The organism is Gottschalkia acidurici 9a (assembly GCF_000299355.1).
GTDB classification, from domain to species: domain Bacteria; phylum Bacillota; class Clostridia; order Tissierellales; family Gottschalkiaceae; genus Gottschalkia; species Gottschalkia acidurici.
Genome location: NC_018664.1, coordinates 558,434 through 578,174 on the forward strand (window position 1 = coordinate 558,434; position 19,741 = coordinate 578,174).

Genomic DNA, 19,741 nt, shown 5'->3' on the forward strand with positions numbered 1-19,741 from the left:
ACCAAAGTTAAAGATTGGTTGAAATAAGGTAGATGATCGGGTACACTTCTTTATTTAAGAAATTAAACAAAATTATAGAGAACAATATAGGATACAGAGATACATCATACTAAAGTATTAGACTCCTATTCTTAGAGAGTTATACAGGGGGAGTTTGGAAGAAAACTTTGCATATATTTATATCTTAAAGTAATTAAGAAAATGATGGTATTTAAGGTACCGAGGGTATAATAAATTGATAGAAGTAGATACTAAATCATATAGAAATCCAAACATTATAGAATATCTATGATTTTTATTTTACATAAAAAATAGAATACAGAAAGACAGAAGAAAGGAAGATATCATGATACAGAGAGAAGAAAAGATAGAAACAGGATGGAATCTAGATAATAGTTATGCTCGTCTACCTAAATCATTTTTTTCTAACATTAGTTTAAACCCTGTAAGATCACCAGAGTTAGTAATTCTCAACGACTCGTTGGCAACATCTTTAGGCTTAAATGCTCAGATTCTACGAAGCAATGATGGTGTGGAAGTACTTGCTGGTAATCAAACTCCTAAAGGAGCTTTACCTCTTGCTCAAGCTTATGGAGGACATCAATTTGGATATTTCACCATGTTAGGAGATGGTAGGGCTTTATTAATTGGAGAACAGATTACTCCTTCAGGTGAGAGATTTGATGTTCAACTCAAGGGTTCGGGTAGAACACCATATTCCCGTGGAGGTGACGGTAGAGCGGCACTTGGTCCTATGCTACGCGAATACATAATCAGTGAAGCAATGCACGCACTTGGTATTCCTACTACCCGTAGTCTAGCAGTAGTGACAACTGGAGAGTTAATAATTCGAGAAAGTGAACAACCTGGTGCAATTTTGACTCGGGTGGCTGCCAGTCATCTGCGAGTAGGTACTTTTCAGTATGCTTCGAAATGGGGAAGTATTGAAGACTTAAGAGCTCTTGCTGATTATACATTAAAAAGACACTTTCCATATGTTAATACTGACGAAAATCGTTATCTTTCTTTACTTAAGGAAGTAATAAAACGTCAGGCTGAATTAATTGCAAAATGGCAACTAGTTGGATTTGTTCATGGAGTTATGAATACCGATAACATGACTATTAGTGGAGAAACTATTGATTATGGTCCTTGTGCTTTTATGGATATCTATGACCCATCAACAGTATTTAGCTCTATCGACAGATATGGTCGATACGCTTATGGAAATCAGCCGCACATTGCAATATGGAATCTTACACAATTTGCTGAAACTCTACTACCATTAATAGATGTTAATCATGAGCAGGCTATCAAATTGGCTGAGGACGCAATCTCAGATTTCACTGAAATATATCATAATGATTGGCTTGATGGAATGAGGGCAAAATTAGGAATATTTAATAAAGAGCTAGAGGATAAATCTCTTATTGAAGACCTTCTTAGTATAATGCATAAGTACAATGCTGACTATACAAATACTTTTCTTGCATTAACTTTCAGCAAACTTGAAGATATGAAGGTTTTTAAATCTGATGAATTTACTAAGTGGAATGAGCTTTGGCAAGCTAGATTAGATAGACAACAAGAATCAAAAGATTGCTCAAATCAATTAATGCAAAAATCTAATCCTGCTGTAATTCCCCGTAATCATCGTGTAGAAGAGGCATTAGAAGCAGCAGTAAAAGAAGGAGATTACAGCGTGATGAATCGTCTTCTTGATGTTCTGTCAACTCCATATGCTCATTCGGCTGAACAAGCCGAGTATTCTAAGTTGCCTGAATCATCTACACATCCTTATGTAACTTTTTGTGGGACTTAATATAGAAATATTAAATTAAAAAACAAAGCTAAGTAAAAAGTAAGAATAAATGCTATATAAAAAAGGGTACGAAATTAATCCTTTTTTACTTTTCTAATATATACATATATTGGTTTCCCAATACTTAATGTATATTAATGATAACTTAACCATATAGGTAAAATGTGATATGTATAAGACTTAATCTAGAAATGTGCACTCCATAAGGAGTGCTTTTTATTATAAAAATGAGGTGATATGGCTGTTAAAGCTTTATTTAGTTTTCATTGTGATATTAAATATCTTGGATTTAATAAGTACAAAAATTGCTATAAACTTAGGAGCAGCTGAAGTTAATCCAATAATGAGCTTAATAGTTGATAGTAAATTGTTTATAATCGTAAAGATATTAGTACCCATAGCAATATCTCTATGGCTATATAGAAAGTCTAAATATAATTATAATAGAGTTCTATTGACTTCTAAAACTATAGTAGGCATGTACGTATTTGTGGTTACTTGAAATATAATAGTTTTAAAAAATATTTCAAATATATAGAAAGAAATCATCTACACAAATGAACAATGGAAAGGATATAGCCTAAGTAGGCAACACTAGTGTCCTGTATATATTTTAGTAATAAATAAGATACTTTTTTAGGAGAAGACTACGAGTGAATTTTAACAAATTAAAATAAAAAGAAAATCAAGATAGTAAAAAACACTTTTAATACTTATATACGTATTGAAAGTGTTTTTATTTTATAGAAAAGTTTACTTTTACTATTAGAAATGCTTTCTAATATATAAGACAAAATAGTCGACTAAAATAGTCTTAAAAAAACTAAGGGGGTTTTATTTATGGCAAAAGTATTTTTAGATGCAGGGCATGGTGCACATGATCCAGGAGCAGTAGGTAATGGATTACAGGAAAAAAATATAGCATTATCAGTTACATTAAAGATTGGAGAGATATTAAAAAATCATGGTGTAGGTGTAAGTTACACTAGAACTACAGATGTATTTTTAGAACTCGCAGATAGAGCTGCAAAAGCAAATAGTTTAGGTGTAAACGCATTTGTTTCAATCCACTGCAATTCATTTAGTGATTCATCAGCAAAAGGAGTGGAAACATACAGTTATCCAGGTAGCACAACAGGAGCTAGGTTATCAAAAAATATACAAGATAGTATAATTGCAAGTAAAGTATATACCGCAAATAGAGGAACTAAAACAGCAAACTTTGCAGTATTAAGATTAACTAATATGCCAGCAGCATTAGTAGAGTTAGCATTCATTAGTAATGCTCAGGATGCCGAAATACTAAGAAATAAACAAAATGAATTAGCTATAGCAGTATCAAAAGGAATATTAAATAATCTAGGAATACCTTACAAAGAAAGTTCAGGAGGACTTTATAGAGTTCAAGTAGGTGCTTTTAGTGTAAGAGCAAATGCGGATAGTCTTGTAAATGAACTTAAAACTAAAGGATATAGCCCTATAGTAGTTCAAGTAGACGGACTATATAAAGTACAAGTTGGAGCTTTTAGTGTAAAAGCTAATGCAGATAGTTTAGTTAATGAACTAAAGACTAAGGGATACCAAGCTATAGTGGTATACTCTTAAATAAAAACTATATGAATAAGGTAGATTATAAATTTTATAATCTACCTTATTTTATTTGTTTTAATATTTATACTATAATCATAATTTATAATGCTTATGAAGTTATGTTTGATATTAATAGACCTATGATATAATGAGTTCAATAAGGCTATATCACTATGGGATGTTCAAATAATCTCATATAACTATTTATTTGGGCTGTTTTTTCTGGAGAAGGCACTATGCCACATTCTATACAAGAGCTTGAAAAGAGAATCGTTACAGAATGGCTTCCTACATCAGGTTACGAATATGATAATGCACCTGATATTGAGGTATATCTTTCACCAGATCCTCATAATGCAAAATTTGAAGTTTGGATTCCTGTTGTTAAAAAGAGTAACGAGAATGCATAGTAAAGACGGTATTCTTAATATTAGCTTATTCTATTAAATAAGCCGAAGATAACTATATACATATTTTTAAAGATAATACTTAAAAACTTTCTAGTTAATATAGAGGAGAAGATGAGAAATGTTCAGCTATAAAATATTGGACAAAACAAGTGCTGAAGAAATTCATAAAACATTCATAGATGCATTTTCTGACTATCAAGTTAAAATGGATTTGCCACTTTTAAAGTTTAAACAAATGCTCAAAAGAAGAGGATATGTGCCAGATATATCTATAGGTGCATTTGAAAATGATAGACTAGTTGGATTTGTTTTAAATGGACTTCGTAGCTGGAATGAAAATCGAACTGCATACGATATAGGTACAGGTGTTGTAGGAGAGTATAGAAGACAAGGGATAACTAGCAATATGCTTATGAGCGCTAAGGAAGTGTTTAAAGAAAAGCAAGTAGATCAATATTTACTTGAGGTGATTAAATCTAACACATCCGCAGTACAACTTTACAAAAAACAGGGATTCGAGATTCAAAGAGAGTTCATGTGCTTTCAGCTAGATAAAGATAAATATAGTCCAACAAAAAACTACAGGGTTGAGCATGTTGACAGAATTGAATGGAGTCAATTAATAGAATTTTGGGACTTTAAACCTTCTTGGCAGAACTCTGTTGATTCAATTGATGCTATATCGGAATCGTTCATATATTCAATTGTACGCTTTGACAAGGATATTGTTGGTTATGGAATTATTGATAAAAAAACAGGAGATATTGCTCAGATAGCAGTAAGTAAGCGTCATAGACGTAAAGGAATTGCTAGAAGTATAATTACAGATATGATAGAAAATACAGAATCTCATAAAATAAGTATTCTTAATGTAGATAATAAATTTGAATCTACTAAAGATTTTTTATCTAAAATAGGATTCAAGCATAGTGTTAGTCAATATGAGATGATTTTAAAACTATAAATTATTTGATTTTTTTAATTTATAGTTATTATTAAGATATACTTTTGTATAAATTAAAGGTTTAAAGACTATAGTGACTTTGTATCACTATGGTCTTTTTTATTTTAATGATTTTTAAAATTAATTATTTGATTAAACTACTTCAATATGCATAGAAGCTATTATAGCAAAACATAAATTATACTAATAGAATAATATTACTATATATGTTAATATTATATTTAAGATTTATCAGAAAGGACGTGGTATTTATGATGAGATTAAAAAATAAGGTGAGAAAATATAAGTAAATAATAATTATATTCTCTCACATAAACCAGACTTTAAAAATTAAAGGAGAGAATATGGACAATAAAATTAAAATCGTAAAAAGTAATAAATCTTGGATCGAAAGCAATGCGGTAGAACAGCTTATTAAAGTTACTAACTTAGAAGGAGTTCTTAAAGGTGTAGGGCTACCAGATTTACATGCTGGAAAAACTCCTGCTGGAGCAAGTTTTATAACTAAAGATATTATTTATCCTCACATAATAGGTAATGATATAGGATGTGGAATGGGGATTTTTTCAACAGGTATAAAGAAAAACAAATTTAAACTAGATAAAATCATTAAGAAATTAGATGGTTTAAATGGAATTGAAAATATAAGTATAGAAGATTTTTTAGAAAAAACACATCTACCTTTTAAAGAAAAGCTAGGAACTATTGGAGGCGGAAATCACTTCGCAGAACTTCAAGAAATAGATGAAGTATATGATAATGAAGAACTAGATAGTATATCTATGAACAAATCTATAATATATCTATTAGTTCATAGTGGTTCAAGAAGCTATGGAGAAAGTATTCTAAGAAAGTTTATAGAAGATTACTCTTGTCAAGATGGACTCTATATAGGTTCAGATGCTTTTAATAAGTATATGGCAGATCATGAAAGGGCATTAGAGTTCGCAAAATTAAATAGAGAGTTGATAGCATATAGAATCTTGAAGGCTATTGGTGCAAAAGATAATCAAAAGATACTAGATAGTGTCCATAACGGTATAAGTAAAAAAGAGATAGATAGTCAAGAACACTATATTCATAGAAAAGGAACAGCTCCATCAGATGAGGGGTGTGTTATAGTTGCAGGATCAAGAGGGACTAAGTCCTATATTGTAAAACCCTATGAAAATCTTTACGATTATGCTTTTTCTATTTCTCATGGGAGTGGAAGAAAGTGGTCGAGGTTTGGATGCAAAGAAAAATTGGAGAATATGTACTCTAAAAAATCGGTAAGACAAAATAAACTAGTATATAATTTAATATATAAAGATAAATCTGTAGTGTATGAAGAAGCACCTGAAGCTTATAAGAATATTGAAAATGTAATAGAGGATATGGTTAATGAAAATATGATAAAAGTTGTAGCAAGTTTAAATCCTCTTATAACTTATAAGGTGTAATTATGTGGGTTCAGATAAGTGCAGGATTAGCACCAATAGAGTGTTGTAGATTTGCATATAAGTTTTTAAAATATGTTGAGAAAGAATGCAAATCTAAAAAAATTAAGTTAGAACTTATTGACTGTATAGAAGACGATAAAAAAGAAACTATAAAGTCTGTATTTCTAAAGTTAAGTGGAGAACATTCTAAAGAATATGCAAAGTCAATTGAAGGAAGTATACAGTGGATATGCAAAAGCGAATTTCGTTCAAATAACAAAAGAAAGAACTGGTTTATTGAAGTTGAAATATTTGATGAAGAAGATAGTATAGATATAGATTTCAAAGACATTAAAATAGAAACAATGAGATGTAGTGGGAACGGCGGACAAAATGTGAATAAACTAGAAACAGGGGTTAGGGTTACACATATACTAACAGGTATCACTGCAATAGCACAGGAAGAAAGAAGCCAATACCAAAATAAAAAACTTGCTATATCCAGATTAATTAAAAAGATTGAAGCATTAAAGGCTGAAAATGATAAAAATCTTGATAAAATTCGTTGGAAAAAGCATAAAGATATACAAAGAGGAAATGCAGTGAGAACTTTTAAAGGAAAAGATTTTATCGAAATAGGAAATAAACATGGATAGGCATTATAAGCAATAGGTGTCTACTATAGAAGTCATATTAAAAAGAATTAATTTTGTGAAAATTCACTAGATATAAGATCAAATTAATTAAAATTGATATAAAAAAGGGGAAAGGTTCGAGTGTTTTGAAACATCTGAACCTTTTTCTTATGCTCTAGGAAAATACATAGACAGTTAGCATAGCTAGTTAAGGTTCTTTATTTGTTAATTGCAAGTATAAATGTTTTTAATAGGTCTTCTGCATAAGGGAGATATTTAGGGTCAAGGTTTGATAACATTTCATTGAATACAGACAAATCGTTGCTTCCTTTTTTGCCCAGAACAATATAATCAGCTGACGCGCTTAAAGAGTTACATACTTTATAAAGTGTGGCTGAGGACATACCTCTTCTACCAAGCTCAATTTGTGCAAGAAATTGTGGGGATACATCAATGATTTCTGCGAGCTTCTCTCTACTTAATTTTAGTTCTTCTCTTTTAGCTCGGACACGAAGTCCAATCTGTATATCTAAATCTTTCTTTTTCATCTCAACACCCCTTAGCTATATTGTATATTAAGCTATTAGTTTCAAAATAAGCTTATAGATATTGATTTTAATAGGCTAATAGCTTATAATTAGATAAATAATATGTACAAAAATAGGAAGAAATATACTGAAATTAAGAGAAAAATAGAATTTCCTGAAGATATTCGAATAATAAGAAAATATAAACTAATAGCTTACAAGGTCTGGAAGTAAAGTAAATGGTATCTTTCTTTTGATGATATGAAGGGAGGGAGCTAATGGAAGAATATTATGAAAAATTGAAGGAGATAGAGCCTGTTGACAAACTGTTTGATTATATACGCATTATAGATATTAAAGATAAAAGTGTATTTTATGAACAGCGTATAAATTCTTCTTTAATTTCTGTTCCACCATTTGTTTATAAAAAAAGACAGGAGTTATATAACAATTGTATTGCAAGAAACAAAGCCATTTATCAAGTTGAACAAGAGGGACAGCTTTTACTGCTTTTTGCAGTACTACCTGTTAGCATAGATAAAGAGAAGCTTGTTATGGAGTGCATAGCTAATATAACTGGAAGGATAACAATAAATGGATCGTTAGATGAAAGTGCTAATGCTTTGAATAACGCATATAGGTTATCTGTTACTGATGAATTGACAGGATTATATAACCGAAGATATATTAACCATACTCTACCACTTGATATTGCTGACTGTGTTAATCAGGAGATACCCTTGTCAGTGCTATTTACAGATTTAGATTATTTCAAAGAAATCAACGATGACTATGGTCATTCAGCAGGAGACTATTTTTTATATGAGTTTGCAATAGAGTTGAGGAAAAACATTCGTAAGGATGTGGATTGGATAGCACGTTACGGTGGAGATGAATTTTTACTGTGCCTAATAGGAGTAAACAACTCAAAAGCAAAAACAATTGCGGATCAGATCAGAAAATCCATAGAGCAAAAAATCTTTGTCTATGATGGAAATGAAATAAAGACAACTTGTAGTATTGGAGTCTATACACTCAGTCAATTTCATGATCTTCCTACTTCTGACTATATTTTAAAAGAAGTTGATAATCATCTTTATAAGGCAAAAAAATCAGGAAGAAACAAAGTCATGTAAAAAGTAAAAATTATATTTGTATTAGTATTAAATAAAATATTTGAACTATTGAAAAAAAGGTTGTTATGTGACTAATGAAACTATTAGTCACATAACAACCTTTTTTATATCAGAAAATTTAGAAGAGGTTTAATTCTTTTATAGTAGGCCTTTCAGTGAAGCTGTTTGCATACTTAATGTTATATATAGACTTAAGCTATTCTTGTAATAGGATACGAAAAAATATAATATCTAAAGTTACTTTTTAATGAATTTATTATACTAAGATTAACAATAATTCAAAGTAAGACTATTTTTAAAATAAAAGCTATAAGAGGTTTAGCTAAACTTAACATAAGACAATACCAAACTAGAACTAAAGGTACTTATCTGTTACTGACAAAATACTCTTTACGTTCACACTATACTTTTTCATAGTTAATAATAATATGCTTTCCTCTAAAGAGGATAGAGTAGCAAGAACTCCAGTTATTATCATGAGTATATAATGAATATTGTTAAGAGCAATACTGGTGGCTATAATTATAAAGAGAGCAAGACCTGAAAGTTTATTTCCAATGGTATGTAAGCTTCCTAACTGCTTAAATTTAAACAAAGTCAAAAGTAGATTAAATACTTTAATTGCTGCAATTATAATTATCCATATAAAAATATAATTATCTAATTTTACTTTCATTTTATATAACAATACGAATAGACTAACACTGAAGAAGAAAAAATCAGCTAAGCTATCAAGTTTTGCTCCTAGTTTAGACTTCACATTAAAAGATCGTGCTATATATCCATCTGCTACATCACTAATTCCACCTAGAAACAGTAATGTTATTAAAAAAAATGGTTTTTTTAATGAAGAGATCATGAGAAATGACAAAATGATTCTTAAAAAAGAAATTAAATTAGGTATATATTTCATAGATTTATTTTCCTTCTTGATAATTATAATTTACCTAATTGTATCATATATATGCTTGTATACTTATAAGAAAAATACATTAAAATAAGGTTTTTAAAAATCATAGATAGGTAAATAAAAGCTATTGCTTTATATAGTTTTAAAATAACTCTAGAATATATACTTCTAGATAGTAACAATAGAAGTATAGAACGAAAAATTATGAGAATAGCCTAATATTAAGATCAAATAAAAATCTATTATAGCATCAAAAAACAACTTGAAACCCAAACAAAAATATAGTTAAATAATATGAAACTATATTTAGGAGGATGTGAATAATTGAAAAAGAATTTAAAAGGTATTGCTATTTTACTTGTCATAACATATCTTTTTACTGCATGTAATAATAGCAATACAAAGAGCAAAACTATTGAGGAAGTAAATAAAGCTTATTTATCAAAGGTAGATGTTGACTATTCTTTTAGCTTTGCAAAAAGTTTAGAGGAGTTTAAAACTAATGAAAAGCTAGGTTATAGGACATCTGGTTCAGATGCAGAAATAAAAACAGGAAATAAAATTTATGAGGAAATGAAAAAAATTGGACTAGAAGAAGTAACAAGAGATAAGTTTAACACTGATAAATGGGAATTTGAGAAAGCAGAAATGATGTTTAAAGATAAGGATGGAAAAGAGCATATTGCTGTTTTAGGAGGTTATCAAACTAATTTTGATACTAAAGGTGTTAAAGAATATGAAATTATTTATGCTGGAAAAGGTACGAAAAATGATCTTGAAAAGCTTGACGTTAAAGATAAACTAGTTTTAATAGATATAAATCAAAATGAAGAATGGTGGGTAAATTATCCTACCTATCAAGCTCACTTAAAAGGAGCAGCTGCAGTTATAACTGTGCAAGAAGGCGGATATGCTGAAATTGATCCAAAGGCACTAAACGCACAAGATATTTGTGGGCCAGCATATGCACCAGCATTTTCTATGTCTAAAGTAGATTCACAAGTACTAAAAGACGCAATAGAATCAGGTGAAAATGATTCAGTAACAGTTAATTTCGATGCTAAATCAACTGTTACTTTAAATCAAGAAACATATAATCACTATGGTAAAATTATCGGTAAGGATCCAGATTCATATATAATTTTATCAGCTCATTATGACTCTTATTTTTCAGGTTTTCAAGATGACAATGCGGCTATTGGACTTATGTTAGGGGTTGCAAAGGGTCTTATAGATAGTGGTTATAAGCCAGAAAAAACTATTATATTTAATGCGCTTGCAGCTGAAGAATGGGGAGTATCAAATACTCGTTATGACTGGTCAACTGGAGCATATAATCAAGTATTCAGAGTTCATCCAGAATGGGCGGGAAAAGCTGTTGCAAATATGAATTTTGAACTTCCAGCTTATGAGCACACTTCTGCTGATGAGATTCGATCAGTTTATGAGTTACAAAAATATCTTGAGAAGTTCACACCAAGTGTACCTAAGATAGATGGAGTTTATAAAGATGGAATATCAGTAGTTTCACCACTTAGAACATGGTCAGATGACTTTTCATTTTCTATAGCAGGTATTCCAGCACTTAGAAACGATTTTCAAGATAGTGAATTTATGAGAACTCATTATCACTCACAGTTTGATAATGAAGATACTTATAATCAAAATGCACTATCGTTCCACCAAAACCTATATGGGTTGTTAGCAATATACTATGATAGAACTGCAGTGGTTCCACTGGACTTTACTGTTAGATTAAGCGAACTGAAGAATAGTATAAATAAAGATATATTTGATAAATCTCAAGTATCTTCAAATGGACTTATCTCTGAAATAGATAAAGCAACTGGATTTGCTAAAGATATAAATAGTAAAGTGAATAAAATAAATGAAGAATATATGGAATCATTAAATAGTGGAGATACTAAAACTGCTAAAAGATTATACGATGAAAGTAGATCGTTAAACAAAGAACTTTTAAAGGTATTTAAATTTGCACAAGATAATCTAGTAAAACTTACATGGGAAGATGAGCCAATTTTTCCACATCAGCATTCACAGAGTAACATAGAGAATTTAATATTATCTATTGAATCATTAGAAAAAGGTGATATAAAGACTGCTGTTGATGATCATTTATATAAGATCGATAACAACTGGTACGGATATAGTTTTGATAAAGATGTTTATAATTACTTTACTAATTATGTTCTAGATCAACCTTCAGAAAGATTAATGTGGGGTGACGGTAGAATAGTAGATCATGAAGATTTATATGACACTATAAATTCTCTTTTACAAAAATACGATCAGACAAATGCAGATGTATCAGATGAGCTAAAGTCATTAAAGGAAGCTTTAGAAAGACAGAAACAAGTTCTTAAAACATCTGTTGAACAAGAATCTAAAAGTGTAAAAACAATTGGTGAAATGTTATCCAAACTATAGGAATAGTTATTTAGTTTAATACTATATAAAGACCTCAGCTTACGATAAAGAAATTTAGAGTTAGCTGAGGTCTTTTATAATATTGATAAGATGAAGAATAAATAAGTCTATTATATATCTAATCGAAAGAAATAATATTTAAGTTAATTACAAATTGAATAAATATCAATGATAAATTAATTGCGAAGATTAATGAAAGGAAACTTGTAAAGATTAAGTACTTAGTAAAGAAAAAATATAGAGTGGTAAGATAAGTAATAAACTTTTTGAATAAAAATGTTACTTCCGCATATCGAGAGTAGCATTTTTTATTGGATATAACAATTACGCAGAACTAAACTTATTTATGTACTTGTTTAGATCTGCGCAAAAATTTAGGGATTAGAATATGGGGTTTAGTTATGTATATGACATTGGATGAGCAATATATTCATGAAATGTTAGAAAAATACTTAATATGAAGTATAGAAGTATAGTTGTCGAGTCCTAATATAGGTTGTTGTATGATTAATTGAAAAATATTAAGTTAAAATAAGTAAATAGTGAGTGAAAATATATAAAAATAATTGTGTAGAATAACGCTAATATTAGAGAGAAGAATTATGAAACATACTTTTATTAAATATTACTTAAGAGCTAAAGATACTATTCCTTATAAACTAAAGAATAACCAGAAAGCATGAAAAATGACTATTGTTAAGATATATAATTTAATATTAAAAATATAGAGAATATAACAAATGGTAAAGAATAAAGGAGTTGTTGAAAATGCAAGAGATTCAAGATATAGATCTTATGCAACTACAATCATTTAAAACAGACTTGACTAGATTTATGATGTATTATAAATTTGCAATGGATGAAATTAATACAAAGATTAATATTTTACAACAAGAATTTCAGTATATTCATAGCTATAATCCTATTGAACATGTAAACTCGCGACTTAAGACACCAGAAAGTATTTTAAAAAAAGTTTATAGAAAAGGATATGAGTGTTCATTACATTCTATAAAAGAAAACATTCGAGATATAGCTGGAATTAGAATTATTTGTTCATTCATTTCTGATATTTATGAAATAAGTAATATGCTACAAAAACAAAATGATATAAAATTAATAGAATGCAAGGATTATATAAAAAATCCTAAGCCTAATGGATATAAAAGCTTACACCTAATATTAGAAATTCCTATTTTTATGTCTGATAGAGTAGAGAATATTTGTGTTGAAGTTCAAATTCGTACTATTGCTATGGATTTCTGGGCAAGCTTAGAGCATAAAATTTATTATAAGTATGATAAAGAGATTCCTGAAAAAATGCTAATAGAACTTAAGGGAGCAGCAGACTCAGTAGCAGAGTTAGATCAAAAAATGGAGAACATCCATAAGGAAATGAAGCAAATTAAGGAAGACGATGACTTTATTAGTAACACTCAGGAGCTTCTGATTAATAATGAAAAATTTCATATTCCTTATGAACTTTTCGCACGTAGTTTAAGTAAAATAGAGTGACTACCTATGATAATGATGCTGGTTAAATAATAAAAATTCATAAAAAACACCTATAGTTTTTTCTATAGGTGTTTTTTGTGCTTTATAGTTTAGAAATGTTTAAGTTACTCTAAAAACTATTTTTTTACTTAGGAGTCTAAAACTAAACAAGGTAATTAATTAAATAAAGGAGATATGGAATGAGAAACTAAAAGTGTTCTAATAGCTCCTAATACAATGTGTATAAAGAGTTAACTCTGTTTATTTTATTAAACTAGAATAAAAATTATCAATAAGGCTGTATCTAGAAGGGGTAGCTTTTGTGGATGATGATTTAAAATATTAAGACGGTTTTGATTAGAGTTATTTATAGACTTTATAGTAATAAGATATTGCAAACAACTTAATCATTTAGAGAATATATGATTAACAATAGTAGGATATTTATAACCTATAAGGGTTAGAATACAGATATAAAAAATGTAAAGTAATTGTTGACATATGAAAAAAGAAGTATTATTATAAAGATAAACACCGACCCCTATGGGGGAGGGGTCGAAATGAAATTATTATAAAAACTTCAACTATAAAATTTATCTAGATAAGAAAGGAGCGATATAATGTCAAACAATATTTTGGAAGTAAAAAATTTAAGAAAAGAATTTACATTAAGTAAAGATCGAAAGATCAAAGCAGTTAAAGGCATAAGCTTTGATGTAAGACGAGGAGAGGTATTTGGATTTTTAGGACCAAATGGTGCAGGAAAAAGTACTACTATAAGTATGCTTACAACACAGAAAGAGGCTACATCTGGTGATATTCTTATTGATGGAGAATCTTTAGTGAAAAATCCAGCTCATGCCCGTAGAAAGATTGGTGTCGTAGCTCAACATAATAACTTAGATAGAGGATTAACTGCACGAGAAAATCTTATATACCATGCGAAATATTTTGGAATAGATAATGTAACTGCAAATAAAAGAGCTGATGAATATCTTGAAAAGTTTGGTCTAACAGATCGTCAACATGATTATGTTAGAAGTTATTCTGGTGGAATGGCACAACGATTAAAGATTGCAAGAGCAATTATGCATAATCCTGATATCTTGTTTCTAGATGAACCGACAACTGGTTTAGATCCTAGCTACAGAACTATTTTATGGGAACAAATGTTAGCTTTAAACAAAGCAGGTACAACTATATTTTTAACAACTCACTATATGGAAGAGCCTGAGAAATTATGCGATAGAATTGCAATAGTTGATCAGGGAGAGCTAAAGGGAATTGGTACTGCTGATGAATTGAAGGCTTTAATTCCTACTAACAATATAGTAACTATAAAATTAGCTGAATTGAAAAACGATTTTGTGAAAAAGGCTAAAACATTACCAGATGTTAAAAATGCTGTTATTCAAAATGGATTATTGCTTCTATATATGAAAAATGAACATCCTGATTTCAATAACATTCTTGAATGGGTAAAAACACTAAATACTTCATTACAAAATATAAGCTTAAGTACAAGTACACTTGATGATGTGTTTATTCACTTAACTGGAAAGGGGAGTGTAGGCAATGGCGAAAGTAAATAATGATAAGAAATATAAAAATGTGACATGGACGTCTTTTAAAACAATGGTTAAACGAGACTTAGTAATACAGGCTCGCGATAAGTGGGAGTTTGTTTTTCGTGTGGCAATGCTACCATTCATACTGATATTAGCATACGGATATATACTACCAAAGATAGGTTTAGTACCAAGCACATTTCCAACTCAAATGTTCTCAGGAATGGTTGGAATGAGTATGATTGTTACAGGAATACATGGTACTGGAGTTCCTCTTACAATGGATTTTAATAACTCTAGGGAGATAGAAGATAGACTGATGGCTCCAGTTAATATTAGAACAGTTGCACTAGCAAAAATGTTTGTAGGTATTATAGAATCTTGGATTGGTGGATTAATAGTACTACCTTTTTCTTTAATTCTAATGGGAAGTTCTTTAGACGTTACAATAAACCTTGAAAATATTCTAATCCTAATTCCTATATTATTGCTTACATCTATTGCATCAGCAACATTAGGACTACTGGTAGGAACTATTATTAAGCCAATGCAAATTGCAGCTATGTTTCCGGGTTTCTTAATGCCAATGGTATTTTTAGGAGCTATATTCTTCTCTTGGAGTGACTTAAGTGCAACACCAATTATTCAGAAGTTGGTATTAATTAATCCTTTAGTATATGTAAATGAAGCTTTAAGGTCAATATTGACTCCACAAATACCTCATATGCCATTACAATTTAGTACTTTAGGTATAGTTCTAAGTATCTTAATTATGGGGTATTTTGGAGGAAAAAGATTTATGAGAATGGCCAAAGGAGCTTAAAACTATGAATATCAAGCAGAAATAATCACTACAGTTAATAGCAATAGCAAGAGATGAAACAGAATCAGTAATAAAAATGTATCTATTATAATAAAGCATTAATAAGTTTTTACTTTTAAACTCATGGGTTTTCCCATGAGTTTTTTAGCGTTAAAAGATAGAATAACTTAAATAAATATAGGAAAATTAAGCTCTACTTTAAACCTAAACAACTATTAGTTAAATAATTAAGGTTTATTTAATATTAAAGTTATCATCAGTTAAGTTTACTTATCTATAATTGAAATGAGATAATAAGTTAGAAGGAGGATAATAAAAATGAAAGAAAAAGGACTTACGGGATTTCAATTAAAGATAATAGGACTAATACTTATGATATTTGATCATATTTACTCGCTTTTTGGAGCTATAGGCAATATACCTGTAGTTTTTAAATGGGCAGGAAGAATAGTAGCACCTATATTTATATTTATGACAGTAGAGGGGTATGTGCATACCAGAAATAAGAAAAAATATATGCTTAGACTTTATTTAGCATCAGTTTTAATGAGTATAGGAAATGATTTAGTTTATAAATACTTTAGTAGAGCAGATGGTGCAATATTATCAAATAATATATTTGCTACTTTATTTTTAATTACTTTGTATTTATGTATTATAGATTTTATTAAAAATGCTATGAACAAAAAAAGCACTTTGAAGATAGCTTTAGGTGTAGTATTACTCATATTACCTATAGCTTTGTCAGTAGCTTTTATCATTCTTATGAGCAATATGAGTAACATAAGCATTTTATCATATTTAATGCGTTTAATTCCATTACCTATTCTTGTTGAAGGTGGACCATTGTTTATACTTATAGGTATATTCATGTATTTATTAAGAGAAAACAGAAAGAACGTATTTATAGTATACACGATAATGAGTTTAGCTCTTATGTTTACAGGCGAATTAAGTATTAAAACAATTCTATTTAATAATTATCAGTGGATGATGGTTTTCGCAGCACCACTAATGCATTTGTATAATGGTCAAAAAGGAAGAGGAATGAAGTATTTATTCTATATTTTCTATCCAGCTCACATTTATATTTTTTACATTGCTTCAAGCTTAATGATGAAGAGATAAAATAAAAGGAGGTCGTAAACTAGTTTACGACCTCCTTTTATTTTATAAAATCATAACTTTTAAATTGTAAGATTTAATTAAGATTAATGTTATTAAGAGTTAAGAGTGAGGAGTTAAGATAGTATTGCGGTTAAGAAAAGGGAGGAGGAAAAATAATGATTACTTGGGAGATAAAAAAAATACTTAAGTCAAGAAATGGAATAATTGCTTTAGTATTATTCTTTATTCTTTCTGTATCTATGGTATTTATGAAGCCCCAAACAGGAGATATAAATAACTATGGAAATGAAAATTATCAGTCAGTTCAAGATGGAAATAGAAAGACAATAACAGTGCAAGAGCAATTCGAGATGAAAGTAGAACAACTAAGAGAACTTAGTAAAACTGAAGTAAAAGATGATGTTTCAAAGGATATCAAAGAGATATCCAGTAAGAAATTATCTGCAATAGAGTCTAATGAATATAAGGATGTTAAATTTTGGAAGGTATTTAATCATAGGATGTCTCATCCATTTATGATGTTTATTATGTTAGTTATTATAACAATAGTTTTTTCTAACATATATACGGATGAAGTTGTATCAAATGTTGATGATTTAATTTTATCATCAAGAAATAAAAGCAAAGCTTTGTATTCAAAACTAGCTTTGAGTATAGGAATTCCGGCGGTTCTATATATTGTACATTTAGTGACACAATTTATAATCACATATATACAATACGGAAAACCTATCAATGGAGACTTACAGGCTATAAGAATAGTAGATAATATAATTCTTCTTAAAGATGCATATACGATAAATGAATTTATACTACTTAAAATAGGTATAATTCTTATAATTTTAATGACTTTAGGAGTTGTAGCAAGCTTATTTTCTTTCATTACTAAAAACTCTATTCAATCTACGAGCGGATTTTTAATATTTGTGATTTTAGGAAAGTTAATAACTTTAGTGAAGGTGTTACCAAAAGAAGTCTTAGCAATATTCTCAAAAATTAATTATATAGACTTGGTGTTTTACTTCAACACATTTGCTGGAATGTACTTTGGAAGAATTAATTTATTTAACATGAGTTTAGATATAACGAATTTATGTATAGGTATCATGATATCTATTTTATTTATAAGCATATTTTTATGTACGAGAATATTTAAAAGTTTCTTAACAAGATAAATTAGGAGGGGTTAATTATGAATAAACTTGAAATAAAAAGCTTGACTAAAAGCTATGGAAATAAAAATGCAAATAAAAACATAACTCTTACATTAGAAAATGGTGTATATGGACTTTTAGGTCCTAATGGGGCTGGAAAAACAACATTAATGAAGCAAATAGCCACACTAAATAAGCCTACTAGTGGAGAGATAATTTATAATGATAAAAATATTTATAATATAGAGGATCAATATAGAGGGGTTATAGGATATTTACCACAAGAGTTTGGAGTTTATAAGAACTTCTCGGCTAAAAAATTCTTACAGTACGTAGCAGCATTAAAAGGTATAGATAAAAGAGATGCAGATAAAAAGATAGATGAATTGCTAAAATTAGTTGGTTTATACGATGTAAGAAATAAAGCTGTTGGAAAATTTTCAGGAGGAATGAAAAGAAGAGTAGGAATAGCCCAAGCATTATTGAATGATCCCCAAATTATAATATTGGACGAACCAACTGCAGGGCTAGATCCTCAGGAGAGAACAAGATTTAGAAATCTACTATCAGAGATATCTAAAGATAAAATAATAATACTTTCAACTCATATAATTTCTGACATAGAGTCTATAGCTAAAGAAACTATTATGATAAAAAATGGTGAAGTAATTATGCAAGGGAGCCATAGAGAAATTCTTTCTGACATGAATGGAAAGGTATATAGAATAAGAACTAATGATGAAAGTCAATTGTCAGAAATACAACGTAAATATAAAGTTGTAAATCTTCAAAGAGGAATAGACTTTACCGAACTTAGAGTTGTAAGTGATAAAGCTGTACCATATGCAAATGCAGAGATTATAGAGCCTAAATTTGAAGATGTTTATATGTTTTACTTCGACTTAGAAAATACAAGGGAGGTATAATAAATGAGCACACTTATAAAATCAGAATTAAGAAAGATGCTATTTAAGAAAAGTATCTTAATAACTTGGATAGCATCGTTGCTGTTAGGGTCATTACTAGTTCACAATGGTACTTCAAGTGAAGTCTATGCAGATATTTTTTCTAAAAGTTATGGGTATGCACCGATAATTGGGTTAATTATGTTCATGATTTTATCTGGATCATATACTCTAGAATATGATTCAAACATGAGAGATTTAATAAATACTACGAAGAACGGAAAGAAAAAATTAGTTATGGCTAAAGGAATAGGATCTGGTATAGCAACATCTATAGTAAACTTATCTATCGTAATTACAATATATTTAAGTGGTCTTATAAAAACAAATTTTAAAAATTTAGAAATGCCATTAAAAAATCTTTGGTATTTTAAAGGGATAGACTCAGATTTAAATGTACTAGAAATGATGATCATAGTAAGCATTACAGTAGTTTTAGGATCTTTTTTCTTTTCACAGTTAGGACTGTATTTGTCATCTATAAGTAAGTCTGCTTCTGTACCATTTATCTTCGGTGGTTTAATCATGGGAATACCGTATGTATTGGGAGGGCTCTTACCTAGCAAAATTGTTGTTATGACTCCATTATGGGGAATGATGTCTTCCCAGTTAATAAAGGACAAAGCAAGTATAGGAATAATATTAATGCAAGGGATTGTGTTTATAGCAGGATATTTAATCTTCCCTAAGCTAACGTATGATGCATTTACTGAAGAAGGAAGAAGATAAATAGTAAAGTTAAGAGG

The 19,741-nt window shown here is 29.3% G+C and carries 18 protein-coding genes; 16 read left to right on the forward strand and 2 right to left on the reverse strand.

What is annotated here, in order from left to right; genetic code table 11:
• The first annotated feature begins 346 nt into the window (after nt 1-346).
• The 7 genes from CURI_RS02555 (at nt 347) to prfH (ending at nt 6,863) form a co-directional block, all read left to right on the forward strand.
• Nucleotides 347-1,822: a protein adenylyltransferase SelO gene (locus CURI_RS02555; RefSeq protein ID WP_014966721.1), complete on the forward strand. Its 1,476-nt coding sequence runs from the start codon at nt 347-349 to the stop codon at nt 1,820-1,822.
• 268 nt (nt 1,823-2,090) lie between these two features.
• A complete protein-coding gene (locus CURI_RS02560) occupies nt 2,091-2,324 on the forward strand; it encodes a DUF5658 family protein (RefSeq protein WP_041701434.1) in 234 nt (77 codons plus the stop codon).
• Nucleotides 2,325-2,662: 338 nt separating this feature from the next.
• Nucleotides 2,663-3,427: an N-acetylmuramoyl-L-alanine amidase gene (locus CURI_RS02565; RefSeq protein ID WP_014966723.1), complete on the forward strand. Its 765-nt coding sequence runs from the start codon at nt 2,663-2,665 to the stop codon at nt 3,425-3,427.
• A 191-nt stretch (nt 3,428-3,618) separates the two neighbouring features.
• A complete protein-coding gene (locus tag CURI_RS15205) occupies nt 3,619-3,822 on the forward strand; it encodes a GyrI-like domain-containing protein (RefSeq protein WP_228370474.1) in 204 nt (67 codons plus the stop codon).
• 118 nt (nt 3,823-3,940) lie between these two features.
• Nucleotides 3,941-4,786 carry a GNAT family N-acetyltransferase gene (locus tag CURI_RS02570; protein WP_014966725.1) on the forward strand — a complete coding sequence of 282 codons (846 nt, stop codon included), beginning with the start codon at nt 3,941-3,943 and terminating at the stop codon, nt 4,784-4,786.
• 344 nt (nt 4,787-5,130) lie between these two features.
• Nucleotides 5,131-6,228, forward strand: a complete 1,098-nt coding sequence (locus tag CURI_RS02575; protein ID WP_014966726.1) for an RNA ligase RtcB family protein — start codon at nt 5,131-5,133, stop codon at nt 6,226-6,228.
• Nucleotides 6,229-6,230: 2 nt separating this feature from the next.
• On the forward strand, nt 6,231-6,863 hold the full coding sequence (gene prfH / locus CURI_RS02580; RefSeq protein WP_014966727.1) for a peptide chain release factor H: 633 nt from the start codon (nt 6,231-6,233) through the stop codon (nt 6,861-6,863).
• Between the two features lie 197 nt (nt 6,864-7,060).
• Here prfH and CURI_RS02585 read toward each other — a convergent pair whose 3' ends face one another.
• Nucleotides 7,061-7,390, reverse strand: a complete 330-nt coding sequence (locus CURI_RS02585) for a helix-turn-helix domain-containing protein (protein ID WP_041701436.1) — start codon at nt 7,388-7,390, stop codon at nt 7,061-7,063.
• 257 nt (nt 7,391-7,647) lie between these two features.
• Here CURI_RS02585 and CURI_RS14890 point away from each other — a divergent pair, with 257 nt between their 5' ends.
• The gene (locus CURI_RS14890; protein WP_014966728.1) at nt 7,648-8,505 is read left to right on the forward strand and encodes a GGDEF domain-containing protein; all 858 of its coding nucleotides are present in this window, start codon (nt 7,648-7,650) and stop codon (nt 8,503-8,505) included.
• A 355-nt stretch (nt 8,506-8,860) separates the two neighbouring features.
• Here the strand turns inward: CURI_RS14890 and CURI_RS02595 are convergent, their stop codons facing one another.
• Nucleotides 8,861-9,418 (reverse strand): CDP-alcohol phosphatidyltransferase family protein, encoded by a 558-nt coding sequence (locus CURI_RS02595; protein WP_014966729.1) that lies wholly within the window; start codon nt 9,416-9,418, stop codon nt 8,861-8,863.
• 321 nt (nt 9,419-9,739) lie between these two features.
• Between CURI_RS02595 and CURI_RS02600 the strand changes: the two genes are divergently transcribed.
• The 8 genes from CURI_RS02600 to CURI_RS02635 all read left to right on the forward strand — a co-directional run bounded on the left by CURI_RS02600 (nt 9,740) and on the right by CURI_RS02635 (nt 19,724).
• The gene (locus CURI_RS02600) at nt 9,740-11,863 is read left to right on the forward strand and encodes a M28 family peptidase (protein ID WP_014966730.1); all 2,124 of its coding nucleotides are present in this window, start codon (nt 9,740-9,742) and stop codon (nt 11,861-11,863) included.
• A gap of 768 nt (nt 11,864-12,631) precedes the next feature.
• On the forward strand, nt 12,632-13,378 hold the full coding sequence (locus tag CURI_RS02605; protein ID WP_014966731.1) for a GTP pyrophosphokinase: 747 nt from the start codon (nt 12,632-12,634) through the stop codon (nt 13,376-13,378).
• 599 nt (nt 13,379-13,977) lie between these two features.
• Nucleotides 13,978-14,949 (forward strand): ABC transporter ATP-binding protein, encoded by a 972-nt coding sequence (locus tag CURI_RS02610; RefSeq protein WP_014966732.1) that lies wholly within the window; start codon nt 13,978-13,980, stop codon nt 14,947-14,949.
• Entirely contained in the window at nt 14,933-15,748 is an 816-nt protein-coding gene (locus CURI_RS02615) for an ABC transporter permease (RefSeq protein WP_041701438.1), read from the forward strand. Before CURI_RS02610 ends, CURI_RS02615 begins: the two co-directional genes overlap by 17 nt.
• A gap of 318 nt (nt 15,749-16,066) precedes the next feature.
• Entirely contained in the window at nt 16,067-16,876 is an 810-nt protein-coding gene (locus CURI_RS02620) for a TraX family protein (protein WP_014966734.1), read from the forward strand.
• Between the two features lie 155 nt (nt 16,877-17,031).
• Complete coding sequence (locus tag CURI_RS02625) at nt 17,032-18,051, forward strand: membrane protein (RefSeq protein WP_014966735.1); 1,020 nt, start codon at nt 17,032-17,034, stop codon at nt 18,049-18,051.
• A gap of 17 nt (nt 18,052-18,068) precedes the next feature.
• Nucleotides 18,069-18,956, forward strand: a complete 888-nt coding sequence (locus CURI_RS02630) for an ABC transporter ATP-binding protein (RefSeq protein ID WP_014966736.1) — start codon at nt 18,069-18,071, stop codon at nt 18,954-18,956.
• Nucleotides 18,957-18,959: 3 nt separating this feature from the next.
• Nucleotides 18,960-19,724, forward strand: coding sequence for an ABC transporter permease (locus CURI_RS02635; RefSeq protein ID WP_014966737.1), 765 nt, complete (start codon nt 18,960-18,962; stop codon nt 19,722-19,724).
• Nucleotides 19,725-19,741 lie beyond the last annotated feature (17 nt).